This is a genomic window from Natrinema caseinilyticum (assembly GCF_024227435.1).
GTDB classification, from domain to species: Archaea; Halobacteriota; Halobacteria; order Halobacteriales; family Natrialbaceae; genus Natrinema; species Natrinema caseinilyticum.
In genome coordinates, this window is sequence record NZ_CP100445.1 from 1,777,512 (window position 1) to 1,799,191 (window position 21,680).

At 65.0% G+C, this 21,680-nt stretch carries 24 protein-coding genes; 10 read left to right on the forward strand and 14 right to left on the reverse strand.

The features are described 5' to 3' along the window. Positions 1-45 precede the first annotated feature (45 nt). A complete protein-coding gene (locus NJT13_RS08670) occupies positions 46-951 on the reverse strand; it encodes an HFX_2341 family transcriptional regulator (RefSeq protein ID WP_254525158.1) in 906 nt (301 codons plus the stop codon). A 50-nt stretch (positions 952-1,001) separates the two neighbouring features. After that, complete coding sequence (locus NJT13_RS08675; protein ID WP_254525159.1) at positions 1,002-1,229, reverse strand: DUF7860 family protein; 228 nt, start codon at positions 1,227-1,229, stop codon at positions 1,002-1,004. Between the two features lie 619 nt (positions 1,230-1,848). Between NJT13_RS08675 and NJT13_RS08680 the strand changes: the two genes are divergently transcribed. Continuing rightward, positions 1,849-3,552: an outer membrane protein assembly factor BamB family protein gene (locus tag NJT13_RS08680; protein WP_254525160.1), complete on the forward strand. Its 1,704-nt coding sequence runs from the start codon at positions 1,849-1,851 to the stop codon at positions 3,550-3,552. A gap of 13 nt (positions 3,553-3,565) precedes the next feature. Here NJT13_RS08680 and NJT13_RS08685 read toward each other — a convergent pair whose 3' ends face one another. Genes NJT13_RS08685 through NJT13_RS08695 form a run of 3 tightly spaced genes read right to left on the reverse strand, consistent with a single transcriptional unit; the run spans position 3,566 to position 6,030 of the window. Next, positions 3,566-4,222, reverse strand: a complete 657-nt coding sequence (locus tag NJT13_RS08685) for a DUF6517 family protein (protein ID WP_254525161.1) — start codon at positions 4,220-4,222, stop codon at positions 3,566-3,568. A gap of 51 nt (positions 4,223-4,273) precedes the next feature. Next, positions 4,274-5,752 carry a sodium:solute symporter family protein gene (locus NJT13_RS08690; RefSeq protein ID WP_254525162.1) on the reverse strand — a complete coding sequence of 493 codons (1,479 nt, stop codon included), beginning with the start codon at positions 5,750-5,752 and terminating at the stop codon, positions 4,274-4,276. Continuing rightward, complete coding sequence (locus tag NJT13_RS08695; RefSeq protein WP_254525163.1) at positions 5,749-6,030, reverse strand: DUF3311 domain-containing protein; 282 nt, start codon at positions 6,028-6,030, stop codon at positions 5,749-5,751. The genes NJT13_RS08690 and NJT13_RS08695 overlap by 4 nt, the downstream gene beginning before the upstream one ends. Positions 6,031-6,205: 175 nt before the next feature. Between NJT13_RS08695 and NJT13_RS08700 the strand changes: the two genes are divergently transcribed. The 3 genes from NJT13_RS08700 to NJT13_RS08710 all read left to right on the forward strand — a co-directional run bounded on the left by NJT13_RS08700 (position 6,206) and on the right by NJT13_RS08710 (position 9,146). Further along, positions 6,206-7,039, forward strand: coding sequence for an ArsR/SmtB family transcription factor (locus NJT13_RS08700; protein WP_254525164.1), 834 nt, complete (start codon positions 6,206-6,208; stop codon positions 7,037-7,039). 210 nt (positions 7,040-7,249) lie between these two features. Further along, positions 7,250-8,707: a DNA primase DnaG gene (gene dnaG, locus NJT13_RS08705; protein ID WP_254525165.1), complete on the forward strand. Its 1,458-nt coding sequence runs from the start codon at positions 7,250-7,252 to the stop codon at positions 8,705-8,707. A gap of 235 nt (positions 8,708-8,942) precedes the next feature. Further along, complete coding sequence (locus tag NJT13_RS08710) at positions 8,943-9,146, forward strand: hypothetical protein (RefSeq protein WP_254525166.1); 204 nt, start codon at positions 8,943-8,945, stop codon at positions 9,144-9,146. A 96-nt stretch (positions 9,147-9,242) separates the two neighbouring features. Here the strand turns inward: NJT13_RS08710 and NJT13_RS08715 are convergent, their stop codons facing one another. Continuing rightward, positions 9,243-10,568, reverse strand: coding sequence for a DUF92 domain-containing protein (locus tag NJT13_RS08715; protein ID WP_254525167.1), 1,326 nt, complete (start codon positions 10,566-10,568; stop codon positions 9,243-9,245). A gap of 159 nt (positions 10,569-10,727) precedes the next feature. On the opposite strand from NJT13_RS08715, the gene NJT13_RS08720 reads away from it, so the two are divergent. Next, positions 10,728-11,333, forward strand: coding sequence for an undecaprenyl diphosphate synthase family protein (locus NJT13_RS08720; RefSeq protein WP_254525168.1), 606 nt, complete (start codon positions 10,728-10,730; stop codon positions 11,331-11,333). A gap of 9 nt (positions 11,334-11,342) precedes the next feature. Here the strand turns inward: NJT13_RS08720 and NJT13_RS08725 are convergent, their stop codons facing one another. Together NJT13_RS08725 and uppS are read right to left on the reverse strand one after the other, a co-directional pair. Further along, a complete protein-coding gene (locus tag NJT13_RS08725; protein WP_254525169.1) occupies positions 11,343-11,723 on the reverse strand; it encodes a DUF7344 domain-containing protein in 381 nt (126 codons plus the stop codon). 76 nt (positions 11,724-11,799) lie between these two features. Continuing rightward, positions 11,800-12,732 (reverse strand): polyprenyl diphosphate synthase, encoded by a 933-nt coding sequence (gene uppS / locus NJT13_RS08730; RefSeq protein ID WP_254525170.1) that lies wholly within the window; start codon positions 12,730-12,732, stop codon positions 11,800-11,802. A 148-nt stretch (positions 12,733-12,880) separates the two neighbouring features. Between uppS and NJT13_RS08735 the strand changes: the two genes are divergently transcribed. From NJT13_RS08735 to hemA, 4 genes are all read left to right on the forward strand, one after another. After that, the gene (locus NJT13_RS08735; protein ID WP_254525171.1) at positions 12,881-13,282 is read left to right on the forward strand and encodes a DUF5778 family protein; all 402 of its coding nucleotides are present in this window, start codon (positions 12,881-12,883) and stop codon (positions 13,280-13,282) included. Between the two features lie 147 nt (positions 13,283-13,429). Next, a complete protein-coding gene (gene ahbB / locus NJT13_RS08740) occupies positions 13,430-14,512 on the forward strand; it encodes a siroheme decarboxylase subunit beta (RefSeq protein ID WP_254525172.1) in 1,083 nt (360 codons plus the stop codon). A gap of 29 nt (positions 14,513-14,541) precedes the next feature. Further along, complete coding sequence (locus tag NJT13_RS08745; protein WP_254525173.1) at positions 14,542-15,198, forward strand: precorrin-2 dehydrogenase/sirohydrochlorin ferrochelatase family protein; 657 nt, start codon at positions 14,542-14,544, stop codon at positions 15,196-15,198. Further along, positions 15,198-16,541 carry a glutamyl-tRNA reductase gene (gene hemA, locus NJT13_RS08750; RefSeq protein WP_254525429.1) on the forward strand — a complete coding sequence of 448 codons (1,344 nt, stop codon included), beginning with the start codon at positions 15,198-15,200 and terminating at the stop codon, positions 16,539-16,541. The genes NJT13_RS08745 and hemA overlap by 1 nt, the downstream gene beginning before the upstream one ends. 166 nt (positions 16,542-16,707) lie before the next feature. Here hemA and NJT13_RS08755 read toward each other — a convergent pair whose 3' ends face one another. The 6 genes from NJT13_RS08755 to NJT13_RS08780 form a co-directional block, all read right to left on the reverse strand. Further along, on the reverse strand, positions 16,708-17,040 hold the full coding sequence (locus tag NJT13_RS08755; RefSeq protein WP_254525174.1) for a hypothetical protein: 333 nt from the start codon (positions 17,038-17,040) through the stop codon (positions 16,708-16,710). Between the two features lie 101 nt (positions 17,041-17,141). Next, positions 17,142-17,339 carry a hypothetical protein gene (locus NJT13_RS08760; RefSeq protein WP_254525175.1) on the reverse strand — a complete coding sequence of 66 codons (198 nt, stop codon included), beginning with the start codon at positions 17,337-17,339 and terminating at the stop codon, positions 17,142-17,144. A 144-nt stretch (positions 17,340-17,483) separates the two neighbouring features. Then, complete coding sequence (locus tag NJT13_RS08765) at positions 17,484-18,119, reverse strand: HAD family hydrolase (protein WP_254525176.1); 636 nt, start codon at positions 18,117-18,119, stop codon at positions 17,484-17,486. A gap of 143 nt (positions 18,120-18,262) precedes the next feature. Beyond that, entirely contained in the window at positions 18,263-19,240 is a 978-nt protein-coding gene (locus NJT13_RS08770) for an ABC transporter substrate-binding protein (RefSeq protein ID WP_254525177.1), read from the reverse strand. Beyond that, complete coding sequence (locus NJT13_RS08775) at positions 19,237-20,247, reverse strand: ABC transporter substrate-binding protein (RefSeq protein ID WP_254525178.1); 1,011 nt, start codon at positions 20,245-20,247, stop codon at positions 19,237-19,239. Before NJT13_RS08775 ends, NJT13_RS08770 begins: the two co-directional genes overlap by 4 nt. Before the next feature lie 46 nt (positions 20,248-20,293). After that, on the reverse strand, positions 20,294-21,187 hold the full coding sequence (locus NJT13_RS08780; RefSeq protein WP_254525179.1) for an ABC transporter substrate-binding protein: 894 nt from the start codon (positions 21,185-21,187) through the stop codon (positions 20,294-20,296). Between the two features lie 83 nt (positions 21,188-21,270). Here NJT13_RS08780 and NJT13_RS08785 point away from each other — a divergent pair, with 83 nt between their 5' ends. After that, complete coding sequence (locus NJT13_RS08785) at positions 21,271-21,633, forward strand: cupin domain-containing protein (RefSeq protein WP_254525180.1); 363 nt, start codon at positions 21,271-21,273, stop codon at positions 21,631-21,633. The last annotated feature ends 47 nt before the right edge of the window (positions 21,634-21,680 follow it).

The window sequence follows — 21,680 nt, forward strand, 5'->3', positions numbered from 1 at the left end:
GCGCCCTCGAGAGGACGGCTGTCCGTTCCGCCGTCCGAGACGCTCTCACGGGCCGTTATCGGAGTGGGCACGGACCCACAGTTCGCCGATCCGCGACAGTCGCGTCCGGTAGGATTTCCCGTGTTCTTCGCGCTCGATGTAGCCCTTTCCGCCGGGACCCAGACGATCGACGTTGTAGATGACCTTCGAGCGGAAACTGTCGGTGTACTCTTCGTTGAGTTCGCGAGCCAGTGACTCCGCGAGTTCCGAGACCGAATCGAACTCGCCGTCTTCGCCGAGTTTGTACAGAATGAGTTCCTCGAACGGTTTGACGTTCGAAAAGGACGCCACCGGCAACTCGACGATGTGCTTTCCGGCAATCTCCTTCGCGCCGATCGTCGTTCCGCGTTCGTCGAACTCGGCTAACAGATCACGGGCGCTCTCGAGACGGTTCGCGAGTCGCGTGTCCTCGATCTCGTCGGCCGCCTCCGCCTCGCGGAGGTCCTCGAGCAGGGCGATCTGTTTGCGCAGTTCCTCGGCGAGTTCGGTCTCCAAGTACTTCTCGGGGGCGGTGTAGTAGGTGTGGATCCCCTCCCGATCCTCCTGGCGCTCGACCATCAGCGAGTGAGCGGCGTTCGCGAACGCGAAGCTCACGGTCCGGGGCATGGCGGCGACGTTGACCCAGACCTCGTTCCCCCGGTCGAGTTCCGCCGTGATCAGTTCGTACGCCTGCTCGAAGGCCTCGTCGTAGTCGTAGACGTCCTCCAGGACGAACCGGTTCGTCTGGGCACCCAGCAGGTTCTTGAAATCCGTCTCGAGCTTCTTCGAGAGGTGGCGGGAGTATTCGACGTTGGCCTCGCTGCCGACGGCCCCCTCGAGAAGGATGACGCTGTCGACGTCGATCTGATCGCGGACGAGCGGCGCGATCAGCCGGTCGTAGTCGAAGCCGACCGGAACGATGTGCGTTTGCATGGTCGTTAGTTAGGCGGAGCCGTAACAAAACCACCGAGTCGAGGCGCGGCTCATTCAACGAGCGGCATGACGACGCCGAAGACGAACGGCGAGAAAAAGCCGACGAGGAAACCCACGGCGATCAGGGTCACAAAGAGCGTATTTTCCCACTGCGGGAGCGATCCGAACAGCGCGTGTCCGATCAGTTCGCTTCCGCTTCCGACGACGAACAGAACCAGTCCGAGGAGGAAGCCGGTTTTCGCCAGCTCCGGATACTCGTGCCCGCTGTGCCGAGCCATATCGGGAGAGATGCGCCGCGTCAATTATAGTAGACGTCGAAAGTCAGTGCACACCCCGCTCGCGAAGGCGCGGCCAGCGAGTCTTCGCTGGCCGCTTTACTGCGAGCGGTGAGTAAATCGTTTCAACGACTGCGATAGGTATTTCGACACTTCGCAGACGCGTTTCGATAGCGCGGAGAAGCGTTCACTCGAGGTCGGCGGACTTTCCAGCCGAGTCACCACCTCGCGAACGCTCTGTGACTCGATCACGATCTCGGAAAACGACGGACCGAGAAGCGGTGGGGAACCTGACCGGGAATCCCGCGACGTCGTCACCGAAAAACGATATCACTGACGGACGTACGTGGTACGAGTTATTTTCACGGGTAGCGTTCGGTCCGTTTCCGTCACTGCAAGGGACCACGGGTTTCGAATCGATCACCGTCGCGTCGAAACGGCGTTTTTCGCTCCACATACCCCTCTCGCAGCTTCGTTCGAGAGCGACAACGGGTTTTTTGTGAAGGTAATTCGTCCGGAAACTCGACGGAAACCGACCGACTGGTCCGAATAAATGTAATCCATCACACATAATCTCTCTAACAGAACCATAGTAAGGAGTCGGAAAGGAGACGCCGTCGGTATGAACGAGTTCCGACGACGGACGGTGCTGTCGACGGCTGTGGCACTCGCGGCAGGTGGGTCACTCGGGTCCGTCGGTGCGGACGACGATGGTGGTGGGGAGTTGCTCGAGGAACCGGCTGGCTGGTCGTCGCACGGTGGGAACCCGGCGAACGGCAGATACGTCCCATCCGAGGACGGCATCGCCAGGCCCGACACCGTCGCGTGGACGTACGACGAATACAGGTGGCACGGAAGCACCGCCGTCGTCGACGGCACGGTATACGTCAGGCCTGGCGTCGAGACGACCGGTGTTCACGCCCTCGACGCGGACGACGGCTCGGTCAAGTGGCGGAACGACGAGGTCCCCGCCGAGGGGACGCCGGCGATAGCCGGGGAGACGGTCTACGTCGGCGGTGACCAGTTGATGGCCCTCGATGCGGCCGACGGATCGATTCGCTGGACCAGAGAATTCGACTACGAACCGCTCGAAGACGAAAACGAGTGGGACGTGTTCCCCGTCGCGGATCCGACGATCAGATACGGACGGGTGTACGTCGTCGTCGATGGAACGATCTACGCGTTCGATCCCACTGATGGCTCGACCGACTGGAAGTGCGAAGCCGTCGACGTCGACATGTCCGGCCACTACGAAGATGAAAGCGACATCGAGACGTTTCACTTCGAGACGCTCCCGATTCCTGTCGCGAACGGATCAGTGTATGCGTCGACCGAGGACGGCAAAGCGGTCGTCGCATTCGATGCGATGACGGGCGAGAAACGATGGGCCTCAGACACGACGTATTCGTGGAGAGTAGCTGGACATCTCACAGCGAACGATACAGCAGTCTTCGGCGGTTCTTTCGGTGCAGAAGAGAGCGTCATGATAGATGCAGAGACTGGTGAAAGGGATATCTTGCAGGGACACTTTTTGGATGCCACGAAGGGAGATATTAGAGTCAATTCCGGCGATGCGCGGATCTTCGTAAGCGACTTTGGAGACGACCCGGTTGATCAATCGTGGACGAGCCCCTATTTTAAAGCGACTAATCTGGTAGTTGGTGGCGGAAATATCGCAATTGTCGGGAATACGCTCGTTTTCACGCTAGACGCAATGTACGAAGGCGAGAAAAGTGCAGTCGGGTTCGATCTCGATGACGGCAGCGAGAAGTGGGTGATCTGGAACAGTGATGAACTACACGTGAACCCTATCGAGGCAGTCAGCGCCGATACGATCTACGACTATAATCACGATGACCGCCTTCGTGCCCTCCGAGCGACGAACGAGGACGAAGACAGCAACGGGAGTGAGGAGAAAGACAGCAACGGGAGTGAGGACGGAAGCGAGGAGAGCGAGGACGAACGAGACAGCGATGGAGACGATAACGGAAGCGGTGGTTCAGAAAGTCAGCGTGACGACGAAGGAAATGGGGATGCTGAAGATGGCCGCCAAGACGAGAGCAAGAGCGGGGGAAGTGATGAGCCCGGACGTGGTCGAGAGACGGACGAAAGTGGCACCGAAACCCGGGAAAACACGAACGTGAGTGGGTCCACTACTGGAGAAGGCGATACCGAGAGCAGTCGCGGCGAAGGCGGCGACAGTGAGACCACTGAAGATTCAACATCGGGGTTCACTCCCATCGCAGGCCTCACTGCGGGCGCGCTGACGCTCGAGGGACTCTGTCGGAAGGCGGACGGTGAGAGCGACGGAACCGACCAGGAGTGAGTCGCTGGCGAACTCACTCGAGGTCCGCGGACTCCCCAGCGGCGGCTCCGAGGTCGAGCCCCCGGAACAGATCGACGATCACTTCGCGGTCGCGGGCCGGATCGACGTCGAGCGCAGCGGCGAGGAGGTCCGCACCGTCGGGTCCCTCGAGCGGGACCAGGCCGCCGGCCAGGACGTAGGCGTCGGCGGCCGGCCAGACGGCGACGTGAGCCTCGGCGGCGATACTCGCGGTCGCGGCCGCGGTGTCGTCGCTCTCGGACGCGGTGGACGGATCGATCGGGTACGCGACCTCGAGAACGGTGAGGTGCCCCACGACGCCGTCGGGCCGGTCGATAAATTCGGTCGCGCGTTCGCCGCGGACCGTGATGTCGTCGCGTTCTACGGTGTCGACGAACTGCTCGCGAGCGGCGGGAGCGGCGGTCTCGAGCGCGTCCGCGGCCGAGAGGCCGATCGTCTCGAGAGCGGGGCTGACGCGCACGTCGACGGTGAACAGCGACCGTGCCGGGACGTCGCCGTCGGGGCGGAGTCGCTCTATGGCGTCGGCGGTCGGCCGGTGTTCGAAGACCGTCGTCTCGGCGGTGATCGTCGCGATAGAAAGGGACCGATCGTCGGTTCGACGACCGACGCGGTGCCAGTCGTCCGCGACGGTGGGCGGCAGGTCGATAGCCATCGTCGCGTCGTTGACGCGCCGCGCCGTTTATTCTCCCGGTTCGGAGCCCGATCAGTCCGCACCCAGCTTGTCGAAGTAGATCGCGCGGCGCTCGGCGGCGGCCGGCGACGTGACCAGAGAGACGGCGACGGTGACGAGCAGCCCGAAGGCCATGCCGACGATGCCGGCCGTCCAGCCCGCGTAGGAACCGGGAACGACGTCGATGAAGAGACTCGCCATGTAGAACAGCTGGCTCGAGACGATGCCGGCGGTGATGCCGGCGCGCGTCGTCCGTCGCCAGTAGAGCGCGAGCAGAACGGGCAACGCGAGCTGAGCGAAGCCGCTGAAGGCGGCTTCACCGATCTCGAACAGCGTCGCGGGCTGGAACAGGCTTCCGATGAAGGCAGCGGTTGCGAAGATCACGACCCCGCCGCGGGCGAGCAAGTCCTCGCGGCGATCGGGGAGGTTCCGGTCGACGAACGGGCGGTAGAGGTCCCGCGTGATGTACGACGATCCGGAGAGCAACATCGAGTCGGACGAGGACATCATCGCCGCCATCGCGCCGGCGATGACGACCGCGGCGAACCAGACCGGCGTGTACTCGGCGAGGACGGCCGGGAGGATGTTTCCGCTGTCGGGCATCGCGACGCCGAGGCCGGCGGCCCACGCGCCGAGCATGAACGAGGGGACGAACAGCAAGACACAGAGGATCGGCCAGAGGGCCAGAGACCGCTTGATCACGGTCCGCGAGCCGGCGGCGAAAAAGCGCTGGTTGACCTGCGGGAACATCGCGACGCCGAAGCCGATCGTGATCGCCGTCGAGAGGATCCAGGGGACCGAGTAGACGCCGCCCCCGAGCGAGAGGAAGCCGGCGGTGTCGGGGTTCGACGCGAGCGCCTCGGTCGCAGCGCCGGGGCCGCCCACGGCCGCGAGGACCCACAGCAGCGCGGCCCAGGTCGTGATCAGCATGAACGCGCCCTGTATCGTATCGGTCCAGGCGACCCCTCGCATCCCGGCGGCGACGACGTAAAGGATCATGAACACGGTAATCAGCCCGGCTCCGGTGGCGTACGAGACCGTCCCCTCGGTCAGCGCCTCGAGCGCGGTCCCCGCACCGACCTGCTGGAGCATGACGTACGGGAAGAGCCACACCAGGCTGACGCCCGCGACGATCCCGCGGAGCCACCGCGAACCGAAGCGGTCGCCGAGCATCTCGCCCAGCGTGACGTACCCGTACTGCTGGCCGAGCAACCACTGCTTGTAGCCGATCACGTACCAGAGAACGGCGAAGATGATACCGTCCATCAGCCCCATGACCAGGATCCACTCGGGCCCGTTCGCGTACGCGATGTTCGGCCCCGCGAAGAACGTGAACGCGGACAGCAGCGTCGCGAACGTCGTAAAGAGCAGGACGACGGTTCCGAGCGTCCGGCTCGCGAGGTAGAAGTCCTCCGCGGTCCGCTCGGTCAGTCGGTAGGCGACCAGGCCGACCGCGAGCGCGATCAGGAGGTAGCCCACGATGATAGCGAGTTGCAGCGTAACCTGGTTCACGGCGACTCACCCCTCGAATTCGTCTTTCGGGTGCCGTCGGCCGCCCCAGGGGGCGTCGCGCTCGAGTCCGGTCCGGTTCGATCGATGCCGATCCCCCACGCACGCCTGGTGAACACCCAGAAGACGATCGACGCGAGTCCCATCCAGCCGACGTGCCACCAGAGCCACACCGGCAGACTGGCGACGACGGTCCCGGATCCCCACAGGAACCACGGGACAGCGAGCCCGGCGAGGACGACGGCCACCGCGATCCAGAGTCCCAGTTCGGTTCGGCGCATGCGTGTGAGTTCGTCCCAGTATGGGTAATTCTTACTATTCGAACGCCGCTATCGAAGAGAATTGTTCATCGATCCGGTCTGGCGGTCGCGTCAGGCGGTTTTCCGTAGCTGAAATCGCTCTTTCAGCGAGGAAAAAGAGTATAGGCGTTTGATTGCAAAGACAAAACGAACTGGTATGGCCCGTCTATTTCCCTTTCGCTCAGAGACGGCCGTCGAAGAGGGCCACCCTCGTATCGTCGACCTCGAGGGCGAGGACGCCGACGCGGTGTTCGCCGCCCTCTCTTCGACGACGGCCCGGCAGATCTACGCGCGCCTCGACGACGAACCCGGAACGCCGAGCGACATCGCCGATGCGGTCGATTCGTCGATCCAGAACGTGCGGTACCACCTGGAGAATCTAGAGGACGCCGGTCTCGTCGAAGTGATAGACACGTGGTACTCCTCGCGCGGGAACGAGATGAGCGTCTACGCGACGATGGACGGGCCGTTGATCGTGACGAGCGACGAATCACGGGCGACGCAGTTGAAGGAAGCGCTCTCGCGATTTATCGGCGGCGTCGGCGCGCTGGCTGGCGGGAGTCTCCTGGTTCAGTACGGCCTCGCGTGGTGGTTCACGCGGACCGGAACACAGTCGACGAAAGGAGGGGCGCCTCCGGCGGAATCGGACGGAACGAGCGCCGGCGGATCGGGAGACGAGTCACAGCTATCGGGGTCGGACAGTACGGACGCCACGGGCGAACGTTCGTCCGCCGGAGACGACGGGTTCAACATCGATAGCATCGACGAGACGAATAATACGGGGACAGACACCGCGGGTGGGAGCGACGGCGCGACCGGCCCGGCACTCGACGCCGGAAACGAGGGCGTCCAAAACGCGAGCGACGGCGGCGCCGAGGCGGCAGAGGCGGTGTTCGGAACCGTGCCGCCCGGCCTCCTCTTCTTCCTCGGCGGACTGGTCGTTTTGCTCGCGGTGACGGTCTACTGGTACTGGTATCGACCCGCGTACTGAACGGGCACCGACGCGCCACCGGACCATTCGGTTCGCTGCGTCGGATTCCCGTCGTCCGGATATCAGGATGGTGCGATCGATACCCGTTCGGACACACAATCGAATTGCGGCGGTCAACAGCTATTTGCCCCCCACGAACGAAATCTTACATAAACCGGTCTCTGCACGCGACTCCCGCGTCACCGCGCCCCTCGCGGGGACTGATCTCCAATGGAAGACACTTCGAAATACCTCATTCACGCGAACGTGACGGCTGACGGGGTCGTCGAACGTAGCGACGTCGTCGGGGCGATCTTCGGCCAGACCGAAGGGCTGCTCGGCGACGACCTCGATCTCCGCGACCTCCGACAGTCGGGAAAGGTCGGCCGTATCGACGTCGAAATCGCAAGCACACAGGGCCAATCCGACGGCCAGGTAACGATCGCGAGCAGCCTCGACAAGGTCGAAACTGCCACCCTCGCCGCCGCCCTCGAGACGATCACTCGAGTCGGGCCCTGCCGGGCCGACCTCGAGGTGGAAGAAATCGAGGACGTCCGAGCGGCGAAGCGAAAGGAAGTCGTCGACCGGGCGAAGGAACTGCTGCGGGCCGGGTTCGACGACTCGATCATGTCGTCCGACGAGATCTTAGCGGAGGTGCGCCAGCACGTCCGCGTCGAGGACATCACCGAGTTCGAAGGGTTGCCCGCCGGTCCGCGCGTCACCGACAGCGACGCGATCATCGTCGTCGAGGGACGAGCGGACGTCCTCACGCTGCTCAAGTACGGCATCAAAAACGCGATCGCGGTCGAGGGAACGAGCGTTCCCGACGCGGTCGCCGAACTGACTCGCCACCGGACGGTCACGGCCTTCCTCGATGGCGACCGCGGCGGAGACCTCATTCTCGAGGAACTCTCGCAGGTCGGCGACATCGATTACGTCGCCTTCGCCCCGGCCGACAGCTCCGTCGAGGAACTCGACCACCACGAACTGTTCGCCGCCCTCCGGAACAAGGTCCCCTACGAGACCGTCTCGGAACTGAACGAACCCCGAGAAGCGGTCGCCGCGACCGACGGCAGTACCACGCCGGCACCGCCGCCGGCTGACCCGGGCACCGCCTCGCCGACCACCCTCGAAGAGGAGCCGTCCCCCTCGAACCAGCACGATCGCGAATCGTCCGCCCGCGCGGATTCGGTATTCGACTCGGCCAGCGACGTCGGCACGGACTCCGAGACACCGGCGAAAGCCAAAACCGACCGGACGACTGCGAATCGGGAGCGACCCGGCTCGGCAACCCTCGAGTCCGGACCCGCGGAAGCGACGGTGGCCGAGCGAGACGACGAAGCGACCGCGCCCGAATCCGGTCGTGAGCGCGAGCCGGAAACCGTCTACGGTCACGCGACGGCGGTGATCCGGGCGGATACCGATCGCGTTCGCTTCCTCGATGCGGACGGTGAGACGGTAGCCGAGACCGATGCGAGCGACGCCTACGACGCCCTCGAGTCGGCCGAGACGGCGCCGACGACGGTCGTGCTCGACGACATCCTCGGCCAGCGACTGCTGGATCTGGCGGCCGATCGCGGCGTCGATCGGATCGTCGCACGGTCGCTCGGACAGTTTACCAAGCGCCCGACCGACGTTCGGCTTCACCCCGTCGACGAAATCGCCGAACGGTCACCGGACGCCGAGTGAGGTGCGCGTCAGCCCCGTTCTCGAGGCGCGTTCCCGTCGATCTGTTCCTGGCCCGCGCGATCACAGGAGGGAACCGTCCGGAGTGCGAGACGGGCTCGCGAACGGCACGCCGACGAGCGACGAGCACGGCGACCGAAGCCGCCATCCGTCTGACCGGACCGATCGGAACGGTACTCGCCTTCGGTCTCGGTCCGGTCCGAGTCGTTGATATGGCATCGCGGCCGAGCTATTCTCGATGGCACCGCCACCGGCGGCAGCGCTCGCCCTCCTCGGTACCTGGGCGCTGCTGGTCGTCTGGATAACGAGTACGGCCGCGGGAGCGCACGTCCGAGCCGACATTCGCCTGGAGAGTCACCCGTCCGACGAACGATCGGAGCGCCCGGATGGGGCGCCGGACGGCGTCTCGCCGAACGGGGAGTTTCCGTCGATGGACGACTGACAGCCCCGCGTTCGGGATCGACGAACGCCGGATTCGCGTTCGCCGTCTCGAGACGACGATCCGAGAGCGCAGGCGGCGTCAGTGTTCGCGGGCGGATCAGCCGAGAACGGGAAACGAAAGCACCAGAACCGCGCTGATCAGCGCACCGGACAACGTCGCCAGGAAGTTTACGCCCTGATTTCCCAGAAACGTTCCCTCGAGTGTCGCCCCCAGCAGGCTATCGACGGTCATCCCCACGATACCGGCGGCGACGATGATCGCCGCACCGACGACCCCGACTTCCGGAAAGAGCCCGTAAGCGATGGCAGCGACGATCGTCGCGCCGGCGATGCCGGCGAGTTCCCCCTGCCACGTGACGCCGCCGTCCGTGCCGGGGTCGACCGGCTCGAGAGTCGTGATCAGTCGCGGCGTCTCGAAGACGCTGCCGATTTCGCTCGAGAGGGTGTCGCTCATCGCGGTCGCGATGGAACCGGCGAACGTAAAGAGAAAGAGTGTGGGATCGCGGGGGAGAAACCCGGCGTCACTGGCCGCATAGCCCAGCACGGCGACGAGTGCAACGGCGGCGTTTCCGAGGACGTTGCCGCTGCCGCGTGCACCGTTGTTGTCCTCCGCGACGCCGAGCGTTTCCTTTCGCTCGTAGCGGAACTTCGTCGAGATACCGCCGATGGCGAAGAACGAGATGAGGACGGCGAACCAGCCGTAGCCGCCCAGCACGATCGTCAACAGCCCCAGGAGGATCCCGGTTAGCATACCCGCGATCGAGGCCGTTTCGAGGGCGTAGGACGCGTACCCGAGCGCGACGGTGACGACGAGTGCGACGACGATCTCCCACGCGCCGATCGACGGCTCGAGTTCGGCGAGCAGCCAGAGGAGGAGCCCGACCGAGAGGACGACGATCGGGTCGTCGGAGCGCAACAGCACGTCTCGGAGAAGCGCCGCGAGAAATGCACCGCTTGCGGCGAGAAAGACGACGCTCGGCAGCGACGATGCGACGGCGTCGCCCACGAGCGACTGCGTGATGGTCTGACCGACGATGGCGGCGCTCGTCGCGGCGAGACAGAACCCGACGACCCGGACGACGGACAACTCGAACCGCAGTCTGACGAGTTGTTCGCCGAAATTGCCGTAGCCGACGAGCAGTAACGTCGCGACGAAGACAGCGACCGGCATCGACGCTTTCGTCGCCATGAGGCCGAGCGCGACGCCCGAAAGCACGAACGTGATAAGGCCGTAGAGCCGCGAATCCTCGTAATCGCCCGGATAGGCGAGCAGATCGAACAGCGGGCCGTCGGTGATAACGTAGGCGGCGAGCAAGACGACGCCGGCGAGCGCGGCTCCCACCCGAGGGCCGGAGAGCGGGACGGCGAGCGAAAGTGTACAGAGTACCGCAAACACGCCGGCTCGCCGAACGGGTGCTGTCACGATATCGGTTCCTTTCTGTGGCGGTTACTTCAAGGTTCGTGAACCCGGCTCGAGTCGGTTTTCACGGCGGTCAGCGGCCCGGTTGGGTCGAGTTCGGTATCCCGGTCCGGACGGGGACAACCCGTAACCCGTATCACAGCGGCCGAAAAAGTCACTCACGTGGGAGTATACGAACGGTACCTCGCCCTTCGAATCCGCCGCCACAGGGCCGATCCACCCGATCACGTCGCGCTCGTGATCACCGAGCGAGACCTCCTCGAGCGGGGGGCCTACGAAACGCTCACCGATTTCTTCGAGTGGGCCGTCGAGTACGCCTCGCAGATTACCGTCTACGTCAGCGTCCTCGATGCGGCCGCCGTGCCCGCGCTCCGACGCGAACTCGAGACGATCGACGCACCCCTCGAGGTGGCCGTTCGCGGACCGGAAGACAAGACGCGTGCCGACGCGCCGATCCGGATCGGGATCGGCCTCGGCGGGAAACACGAATTTACGAGCGCGGTCCGGACGCTCGCAGAGCGCGTCGAGACGGGGGATTTAGAGCCCGACGAAATCGACGACGAACACGTCGAGGACCACCTCGTGTTCCCGTCGGAACCGGATCTGGTGATCAAGACCGGCGCGGAACGGCTCTCGGATTTCATGATCTGGCAGTCGGTCTACTCGGAACTGTATTTCACGGACGTCAACTGGCGGGACTTTCGCAAGCGGGACTTCCTTCGTGCGGTCCGCGAGTACTGTAATCGATCGCGGCGATTCGGCCGGTAGTCGATCGGCTCACGTCGGCGGACTGTTGGCGCCTGGCCACCGAGGAACGTCCGAGAGTTCCGCGACGGGGGTCTCGACGTCCACGACCGGCCGATCGAGGTAAATCAGACCGGCGTCGGCATCGTACTCGAGGAGACCGTGGGCCTCGAGTTTGGGCAGGACGGCGTGGGCGAGCGAAACGTGGACCGCGTATTCGTCGGCATCGTCGCGACTGGAGACGATATCGGTCAGTCTGTCGACGGAGAACGGGGGTGCACACGTCGAGAGGACGTGAAGGGTGAGTCGCGTCCGCGAATTCGCGAGGAGTTCGTACGCTTCGTCGGGCGGGACGTCTGTGAGCCGAACGAACTGCTCGACGTCGACCACGGGAGCGCTCTCGAAGGGGGGCATCGCGGTTACTGTTGCTAGAATGACTGATAAAGATTGTGGTGTGTGGACATACCGCGATCGGAGCGCCGAGGGTCGCTCAGTCGGCGATCCGTCCGCTCGAGTCGTTCGCCTCGATATCGCCGGTGTCGGGCCGCTCGGCCGACGGGAGAGAGTCGCGGAACCGGTCGACGATCGAGTGGGCTTCCACGAGTTCGGGTTCGCTGACGGCGCCGAGCAGTGCCAGTGCGCGGCGAGCGCGGGTCCGGCGCCAGGATTCTTCGCGGTGTTCGTACGTGCGAATCCCCCGCAGGAAGTCCGCTTTCGAAAACTCCGGCCAGTACGGCGTACAGAAGAAAACGGCCGCTTCGTTACCGTTGGCGTGCCAGGGGAGGAAATTCGACGTGCGCTCGTCACCGCCCGTTCGGATGATCAGGTCGACGTCCCGGACCGGCTGATCGTACAGCCTGTCTTCGATGTCCTCGACGTCGATTTCGCCGGGTTCCAGATCGTCCGCGTCGACGCTGTCGGCGACGCCGCGGACGGCTTCGAGCAGTTGTGCGCGGCCGCCGTACGCCAGCGCGATGTTGAGAACGAACTGATCGTACCCACGGGTTTCCTCCTCGGCGTATGCGACGGCGTCACGAACCCGCTCCGGAAGCCGTTCGACGTCGCCGATGGCTCGAATGCGAACCTCGTTTCCGTGGACGCGTTCGGCCCGTGCGAACTTCCGCAGTTTCTCACAGAGCAGATCGAACAGCGCCTCGTTCTCTTCGTCAGGACGGTCGAAATTCTCCGTCGAGAACGCATACAACGTCAGTTCCTCGACGCCGATGTCGTGGCACCACTCGAGGATCTGTTCCGTCGTTTCGGCGCCGGCACGGTGGCCGTCGTGGGCGTTTCCGCCCCGCTTGCGAGAGTACCGTCGGTTACCGTCCTGAATCACTGCGACGTGGGTCGGCGCGCCGGATATCTCTCGCGAGAGCAGCCGTTCGTAGGCCGCATCGACGCGTTGACGGAGCCACCGCTTCATTGGACGGGGAAAGGTCACCGAGGACTATGTGTCTTGTGTCTTGTGTGTTGCGGTACGTCACGACGTTCGACACGACGGCTCGCCGGTTGCGGCCGCCGAGACGACGGAATCGTGACGGCTATCCGTCCAGCCGCCCAACGTCCGAGCGATGGCAGACGTGATCGACGAGGACCTCTATCAGCGGACCAGGACGTTGCTCGAGCCCGGAGACATCGAACTGAACGGGGCGATCGTCCACACCGACTACGATGGGAGCGAGGACGTCCAGATGATGCAGGCGACGATCGACGTCGGCGACGTCATCGCCGAACACTCGGGACACGACCCGAAAGATTGCTACGTCTACTCGGGCAACGACGATACCGACTTCTCGTCGAACCAGCACCAGGGCCTGACGCTCGAGGGCGAGGAATTCGTCTGGGAGTGCCAGCAGCTCCTGCGACAGGGGAGTTTCGACATCGTCATCTATTACGAAGCGAGCGCGGACCACGAAGCGATCCTCGAAGACGTTCGAGACCTCGGCTTCGAGGTGACGGGCGTCGAGGGCTGATACGGTCTGCCGTAACGATGTACCGGGGCAACCACAGGACGGTCGCGGTTGCCCCGGAAACGACTTACAGTAGTCCGTATGAGCGGTCCGCCGCGTGGAGCGGACCGTCCCGGTTCGCTTATACGAGCGCAGTCCCGACGACCACGTATGTCCACGGACGTCGACCTCACCGAACGGGAGCGGGCGGTCGTCAACGCATTTCAGGGCGGCTTCCCCGTCGTGGAGCGGCCCTTCGAGCCCGCCGCAGCGGCGATGTGCGATCGCGGGGTCGACATCGACGCGGCCGGGTTGCGAGAGACCATCCAAACCCTCGACGAGCGAGGCGTCCTCTCTCGATTCGGACCGCTCGTCAACGCACAGGAAATCGGCGGCGCGGCGACGCTGGTCGCGATGCACGCTCCCGAAGACCGTTTCGACGACATCGTCGAACGGGTAAACGGACACCGCGAGGTAGCACACAACTACGAGCGCGAGCATCCGTCTCTGAACGTCTGGTTCGTCGTGAGCGTCGCCGACGAGGACCGGGTCGGGGAGGTCCTGGCCGAAATCGAAGCCGAGACCGGACAGGAGACGTACAACCTGCCCAAACAACAGGAGTTCCGCGTCGAGGCCAAATTCTACGTCGACGGCCCGCTCGACGGCGAGGGCGACGCCGAGGACGCCGGCATCGATCTCAGCCGCCTCGGACCCACCGTCTCGCCGAGCGCCGACCCCACGCTCTCGCCGGCCGAGCGCGACCTCGTCCTCGAGATTCAGGACGGGGTTCCCCTCACCGAAACGCCGTATACAGACGTCGCCGGTGCGATCGGAGTCGAGACCGAGTGGGTACTCGAGACGATCAAACGATTCGAGCGCGAGGGCAAGATTCGTCGAATCGGCGTCGTCCCGAATCACTACGCGCTCGGCTACACGGAAAACGGGATGACGGTCTGGAACGTCCCGGACGAACTGGTCGCAGATGTCGGCCCCGAAGTCGCCTCGCTGCCGTTCGTGACGCACTGCTACCGACGGCCGCGCCACGAGGGTGTCTGGCCGTACAATTTCTTCGCGATGACCCACGGCCGGAGCGAGGCGGAGAGCGAACGGCGTATCGAGCAGGTTCGCGAGACCATGGCCGGCTACTGGGACGTCACCGAAGACGACTGGGACAGTCTGTTTTCGACGCAAATATTGAAAAAGACCGGCATTCGTCTGGCAGAACGCGCTGCCTCGAACACCAGAGAGCGGTAACGCCGAACGGAGAGAGCCAAGGCCCTACGATGATTCCACTCGTGCACGACTTCACCGACGAAACGGTGCTCGTCTTCGGCGGCGGACCCGTCGGCGCCCGAAAGGCCCGTCGGTTCGCCCGAGAAGCGCGGGTCCTCGTCGTCAGCCCCGCGTTCGCCGACCGTGAATTCGGCCCGGCCGAACTGATCCGCGCCGCGCCGACGCCCGACGAGGTCGCCCCGTGGCTCGAGCGAGTCGAACCCGCCCTCGCCGTCGCGGCGACGGACGACGAGGCGATCAACGAGGCGGTCGCCGACGCGAGCCGCGAGCGGGGAATCCTCGTCAACCGTGCCGACCGAGCGGGCGAGCGCGACGCCGGTAGCGTCGTCGTACCGGCGACCGTGTCCGAAGACCCCGTCACCGTCTCGATCGCGACCGGTGGCACGGCACCCGCACTGAGTAAGTACCTCCGACGAGAACTCGAGGAGACGCTGGCGGGAGCCGGCGAGATGGCGCGCGTCTGTGCGGGGCTGCGCGAGGAGCTGAAATCTCGAGACGTGCCGGCCGACCGCCGCCGAGAGATCGTCACCGACGTCGTCAATTCTCCGGATCTTTGGACAGCTTTACGTACGGGTACTTCCAACTGTCCGCAAGTGATCGAGGACGTGCTCGGCGACGAACTGTCTACCGGGGGTGAACGGCCGTGATTTCGACCGGGGTCGTCACCGCAGCGCGAGTTACGCACGAAAGCGGCAGCGTCGATCAACTCGCCGCTGCAAGCCCAGCGAGCCAGCACGCCGCCGTTTCGGAGTTGCTGACCGTACCAGGTATCGAAGAAGCGTACGTCCTCTCGACGTGCAACCGGGTCGAAGCGTACGTCGTCGGCCCGGATCACGCTATCGGCCGGGCTGCGCTACAGGAGTTTTTTGCCGACGCGGACGACGATGCGGTCGTCACGACCCACCACGACGAGAGCCTCCGACACCTGCTCAGAATCGCCGCCGGCCTCGAGTCGGTGATACTCGGCGAGGACCAGATCATCGGCCAGGTCCGAGCCGCCTACGAGGACGCCCGCGACGCCGGCGGCATCGGCTCGATGCTCGAGGCCGCCGTCACGAAGGCGATCCACGTCGGCGAACGCGCCCGGACGGAAACCGCGATCAACGAGGGCGTCGTGTCGCTTGGCTCGGCCGCGACGCGACGTGCCGCGGCAGAAGTCGACCTCGAGGGGGCGAGCGCGCTGGTCGTCGGCGCCGGCGAAATGGGCCGACTCGCGGCTCGGAGCCTCGTGGCCGCCGGCGTCGACGAACTCGTCGTCGTCAACCGGACCGTCGCCCACGCCGAACACATCGTCGACGAGGTCTGCGAGGAGACCGACGCAGGCGCCGCGCCGCTCGAGGACCTCGATTCCATCGCGGGCCGGACGGACATCGTCGTTGCCGCCACCGGCAGCGAGGAACCGATACTCGAACCGCACCATCTCGACGGCGCACGCGACGGTGCGACCGAGACCGAGCAGGTGATCGTCGACCTCGGCCAGCCCCGCGACGTCGCTCCGAGAACCGGTTCGTTACCCGCCGTGACGGTCTTCGATCTGGACGACCTCGAGTCGATAACCGCGGAGACGCGCGAACAGCGGGCCGACGCGGCCCGCGACGTCGAGGGGATGATCGACCACGAGTTTCAGTTGCTGACGGAACAGTACAAACGAGCGCGCGCGGACGAAGCGATCGCCGCGATGTACGAGTCCGCCGAACGAATCAAAGAGCGTGAGGTGGAGACGGCGCTCTCGCGTCTCGGCGGCGAGGACGTCTCCGACGAACAGCGCGAGATCGTCGAGTCGATGGCGGACTCCCTCGTCAATCAGTTGCTCGCGCCGCCGACCAAGAGCCTGCGCGAGGCCGCAGCGGAAGACGACTGGAGCACCATCCACACCGCCCTCCAGTTGTTCGATCCCGAGTTCGGTCCCAACGACGGGCCGATCGCGCCGACGGCGCTCGCCGCGGCAGCGAGCAGCGATCCAGGGATCGGCGCCACGGACGACGATTGATCGCGGTCTCCGGCGCGTCCGCTGATCGGTCGATTCTCGGCAGCGGTACCCAGTACCGATGTCCGTGACGCCGACGGTTCGGGCGGACGCGTTCACACCGGTCGCTCGGCGTCGTCAGCAGGCGGAAACCGCGTTCCCGGAGTCCGTTCTCGGATCGAGAATCGCGTTATCGATCCGCAGCGCCGTACTCGACGTGGACCGTCGGGACGCTCGCGGAATCGGGCGCTTCGTTACCGTTCCAATCGACGAGTCGGACGTTCGCCATCTGCCCGGAAAACCGGAAGCGCCTGACGCCGACGTCGATCGCTCCCTCGGCGACGCCACAGGAGACTACCGTTCCTTCGGCCACGGGATCGTCGGCGAGCATCTCGAGATCGCCGTCGACGGTGATTTCGAAGTTCGACGGAACGCCTCGCCCGACGATCGTCACGAGGTTCGGAAGCGCACTGTCGGTTGCGGCCGCATCGGTTCGATTTCGTACCGGCGTATCGCGTGCCATGCTACGATAAGCCGAGCATCCCAGCATAAGCTTTCCTGTCGATCTAATGGTAAGAATCTGTGAATGCGGGCGCGTGAGCGCAGTTTCCGACCGGCGGCCCATCACTCGTTTCGGATATCGAAGCCGGGGACAGCGCCCTCACTGCTGACGTCGGGTGTCGTCGGAGGGACGGTCGAATCGTTCGACTCGATCGCGTGTCCCGTCGCGACGTAGTGGTCGATTTCGGCTCGAGACCGCGCTCGTCGTGAGGGCTCGTCGGTCCGTACGGCGCTCCACTCGCAGTCGAGGCAGTACTTCATCGTGGGTCCGTCGCCGACCGGACCCCTGAATCCCTTTTGGTCTCGATTCGACCGCGGTCGTTCGTGACTCGAGTTCGGCGTTCGTTCGTCGCTGACTCGCCGCTGGCTCTCGGTCACGGTCGCTCGACGGCCGCAGAAAGCCGTTCAGTAAAGCTCGTCGAACGACTGGACGCGATAGTCGCCGAGGACGCACCGTCCGCGGCGTTCGTGGCCAACACGTTCGACGTGGATCGCATCGAGCCCGGCGTTCCAGGCCGCGCCGATGTCGTTGGCACCGTCGCCCGCGAGAACCCCTCGGTGACCGTTGTGCCCGACGCCGAGGTCGGACATGACTCGCTCGACTGGATCCGGGTCGGGTTTCCAGCCCGTTTCCTCGGTACAGCAGAGCTGCGCGTCGAACCAGTCGCGGATACCGACGTGATCCAGCACCGGCTCACAGAGGAACTCCTGGCAGTGAGTGACGAGTCCGACCGGTTCCTCGAGGTCGGCGACGAACGCGGCGTCCTCGTGGAGGTAAGTCTGTTCGGCCCGCACCAGCGGATCCTCCTCCTCGTGGAACGCGGTCCAGAATTCGTCGGGGGCGACGCCCCAGTCTTCGAGCTGGCGGTCCCGGGACCCGGTCAGGCCGTTCCAGATGATGTCGGCTTCTCGGTCGGTGAACTCGCGACCGAGCCGGTCGCCGACCCGGTCGAACACCTCCCGCGTATAGGACCACTCGACGTCGACGATGGTCCCGTCGAGATCGAGCAGCCAGAAGTCGTAGTCGGGTTCCGAGGCCATCTGGAGGCACAGATAAGGGAGCCTCGAGTAAATGGTTATCGACTGTTCGGTTTTCGGGATCGAACGTCCGTCGCCGCTCGGCCGCTCACCGTTCATCGGCCGCCCGACCATCCGTCACCGCCCGCTCGATTACCGGTCGTCGCTCACTCGACCGCCGGTCGAACCCGATCGGCGTACTCGGAGACGATCGGCTCGTCGACGGGGCGGAACTCGCCGGTCCAGACCGCGTCCGGATCGATCGAGCCCTCGAGCAGTGCGGTCTCGGAGAGCGTCTCGCCGAGGCGTCGCCACCGGGCCGGATCCTGTGCCCCCCAGCCGTGATCCCGCACGTACGGCGTGAACTGGAGCCGGTTCGCCGCAGTTTCGAACTTCAGGCGCTCGATCTCCCGATTGCGCTCGAGTGTCGCGTTTCGGCCGACGAGGACGTCGATCGCACGCGCCGGATCGCGGGTCGCGGCGGCCCACCCGCGCGCGCTCGCTCGGATGAACGATCGAATCGAGTCCGGCCGTTCGCGCGCGAGCTCGGGGCCGGTGACGAGCGTCATGCCGTAGACGTCCAGATAGTCCCCGATCGGAAGCTCGTCGGGCGTCCGGTCGTGCTCGCGGCCGATCTCGATCCCATTTGTGACCACGCCGACCGCGGCGTCGACCGCGCCGTCGACGACCTTGTGCTGGACGCGGTGGTGGGTGTGCGGATCGACGTCGAGCAGTTCGACGTCGTCTCGGATGCCCGTGTTCTCGAGCAACTGGGCGGTGAGAATCCGTGTCTTCGTCGCGGAGGGCGCGACGGTCCGGCCCGCGAGCTGTGCGGGCTCTGTGAGTGGCTCACCGAAGACGTCCCGCAGGGTGTAGACGGCCGCCGGCGTCTTCTGCGTCACCGCGGCGACCGCCAGCGGCTCGAACCCCTTGCTCTGCGTCGTCAACACGGCGCTGGCACCCGCGAGCGCGACGTCCGCACGTCCGCGCGCAGCGCGTTCGGCCGCGTACGGCGAGCCGTGGCCCTCGACGAACTCGATCTCGAGGCCAGCCTCTCGATAGAACCCCTCCTCGCGGGCGAGGAAGTACGGCGACTGGAATCCGTTCGGCTCCCAGTTGAGCTGGAACGAGAGCGTCTCTGTCATGGCCGCCCCTCCATTTCCACGTCCGTCCGGAACACCCCGTCCGGTAGCTCGTCGACGCCGAGCGCGTCCGCGCCCGCGACCGCTTTCAGCCGGTCGAACAGTCGTTCCATCCCATCGACGGTGGACTCGTCCCAGTCGGCGACGACCATCTCGCGCCAGCGATCGCGCACGGCGCGGATGACCGCGGGGTCGTCTTCGTACATGAGCTGTGCGCCCAGTTCCTCCCAGAGGCTGTCGTCGCGTTTGAGCCGCTCGACGGCGTCTCGAAAGGCCCCTTCGAAGCCGCGGACCGCGTCGGGGTGGTCGGCCAGATACGGTTCGCTCGTCAGAAACGTCGAGATCGGAATCGGGCGCTCGCCGTCGGTGTCTGCGAGCCGGTCGACCAGCCGCGACATCGACAGTACCTCCCGGTAGGGGCCGGATTCGACGATCTCCGGGACGATCTGCCAGAACTGAAGAATGGCGTCGACCTCGCCGTTTCGGAGTTGCCGAGTGAGTTCGACCTTCGATCCGGCCTCGAGGGGCGTCGCCGTCTCGTCCGGGTCGAAGCCGTGGAACTCCCGGCACGCCGCCCTGACGAGAATCCAGTTCTTGTCGCGTCGCCTGACGACGCCGATCCGGTGTCCGGAGAGATCGTCGAGTCCGTCGATCGGCGAATCGATCGGCGTAACGAGGCCGCCGACCGTCTGTCCGTACGGGTGAAACGCGACGATCGGAGCGCCGTCGGCCCGCTCGCGCGCAGTCGAGAGGTAGTCGATGTCGATCAGGTCGGCGTCGCCGTCCTGGAGCTTCGCTTCCACGGTCTCGAGACCCTCGTCGAGTTCGTCGGAGACGAGTTGCAAGTCGAGGTGAAAGCCGCGGTCGTGATCGTAGGCGAAGCGCTTGATCGTGTACAGCATGTACCGCGGACTGCCGTTGTGTTCGAATCGGGCCCGCATCACCGGTCGATCGCCGGGGTCGCCCTGAAATTCGTCGATCGCGGCCTGTTGTGAGTCGATGTCGGTCATTGGTCGGATGTCGGGTAGATCGGGTATTGCTGGCACTCCGTGGCGGTTACAGCGGCGCGACGATGTCGTCGATCGTCGCGTCCTCGTCGATCAGTCCGCGGGCTTGCATCCAGTCGAGGTGGTCGTCGAGTTCCCCGCGGTCGACCGGTTCTGGCACCTCGTACCGGGGTACCGTGATCTCCTCGCGGACGGCGGCGACGTCGACGTCGTCGAACACGTCGGGAGCCACCGCTTTCTCGGCCTCGAGCATCTCCAGATAGGTGCCGCGGAACGCGTCCGGTTCGGCGTTGATGTCCGCGACTGCGCGCTCGTAGGCGCGCAGGAAGGCCTCGAGCAGGTTCCGGTCGACGTCGTCGCTTCCGACGATTCCCATGTGGTTGTCGTACTCGAGAAGCCGCCGGAAACCGAGGTAGTCGGCCAGCGTACTGTGGGGATCGATGAGTGTGACGGCGTCGACGCGCCCCTCGTGGAGGGCTCGCAGTCGGTCGGTCGGCATCCCGCAGCCGACGAGATCGATCTCGTCGGAGCCGACGTGTTCCTCGAGGGCCCTCCGCGCCGTGTACTCCTGGCCGGTTCGCAGATTGACGCCGACCGGGACGTTCCCGAGATCCGACGGCGACTCGACTGACGAGTCGGGCCGGGTGAACACCGTGTACGGAAGGTTGGCGAACGTTCCGTTCGCGACGATTCGTCCGTCGTTCATGTCCCACGTTCGGCGGATGCTCTCCCACTTGCAGATGGGGTAGAGATCCACGTCGTAGTCGTCGGTCAGCGTCTCCTCGGCTGGAATATATTTGACCTCCACGTCGCGGCGATCGCGCTCGACCAGGTCGACTTCGATCCCCTCCTCGCGGAAGTATCCCCGTTCGACCGCCACCTTCTGTGGCAGCATAAACGAAAACGGGAGGTGGAACAACCGAACCGATTGACGTGCTAGCATGGAACTCCCGACACCCCTGAGGTGCTTAAAACGTTTTCACAATACGTTTATCAGTGGCGGCGTGGGCAGTGATGGGTGTTCCCATGGAACACCTATCTACGACCCGAGCGGAGTCCGACGAGGTCGCCGACGGCGTGTACCTCGCGGACCTCCCGACGGGGGATCGAGCGGGGATGATGTACTGGCGCATCGAACCGGGGGCGACGTTACCGGTCCATACGCACGCGAACGAACAGATCGGGTACGTCCTCGAGGGAGAACTCACCGCGATCGTCGAGGGCGAAGAGCACGCGCTCTCGGCCGGCGATGCGTACCTGTTTCGGAGCAACGAGCGCCACGGCGCGGAAAACCGAAGTAGCGATGTCGCGATCGGTCTCGGCATCCTCGCGCCGCCGCGCGAGGATCCGGAGTGGAAACGGCCACCGTCGGAGATCGAACGGTCCTGACCGGCCGATCGGCACCGTCGTCTCGGTCCCACGGGATTCGCGACCGG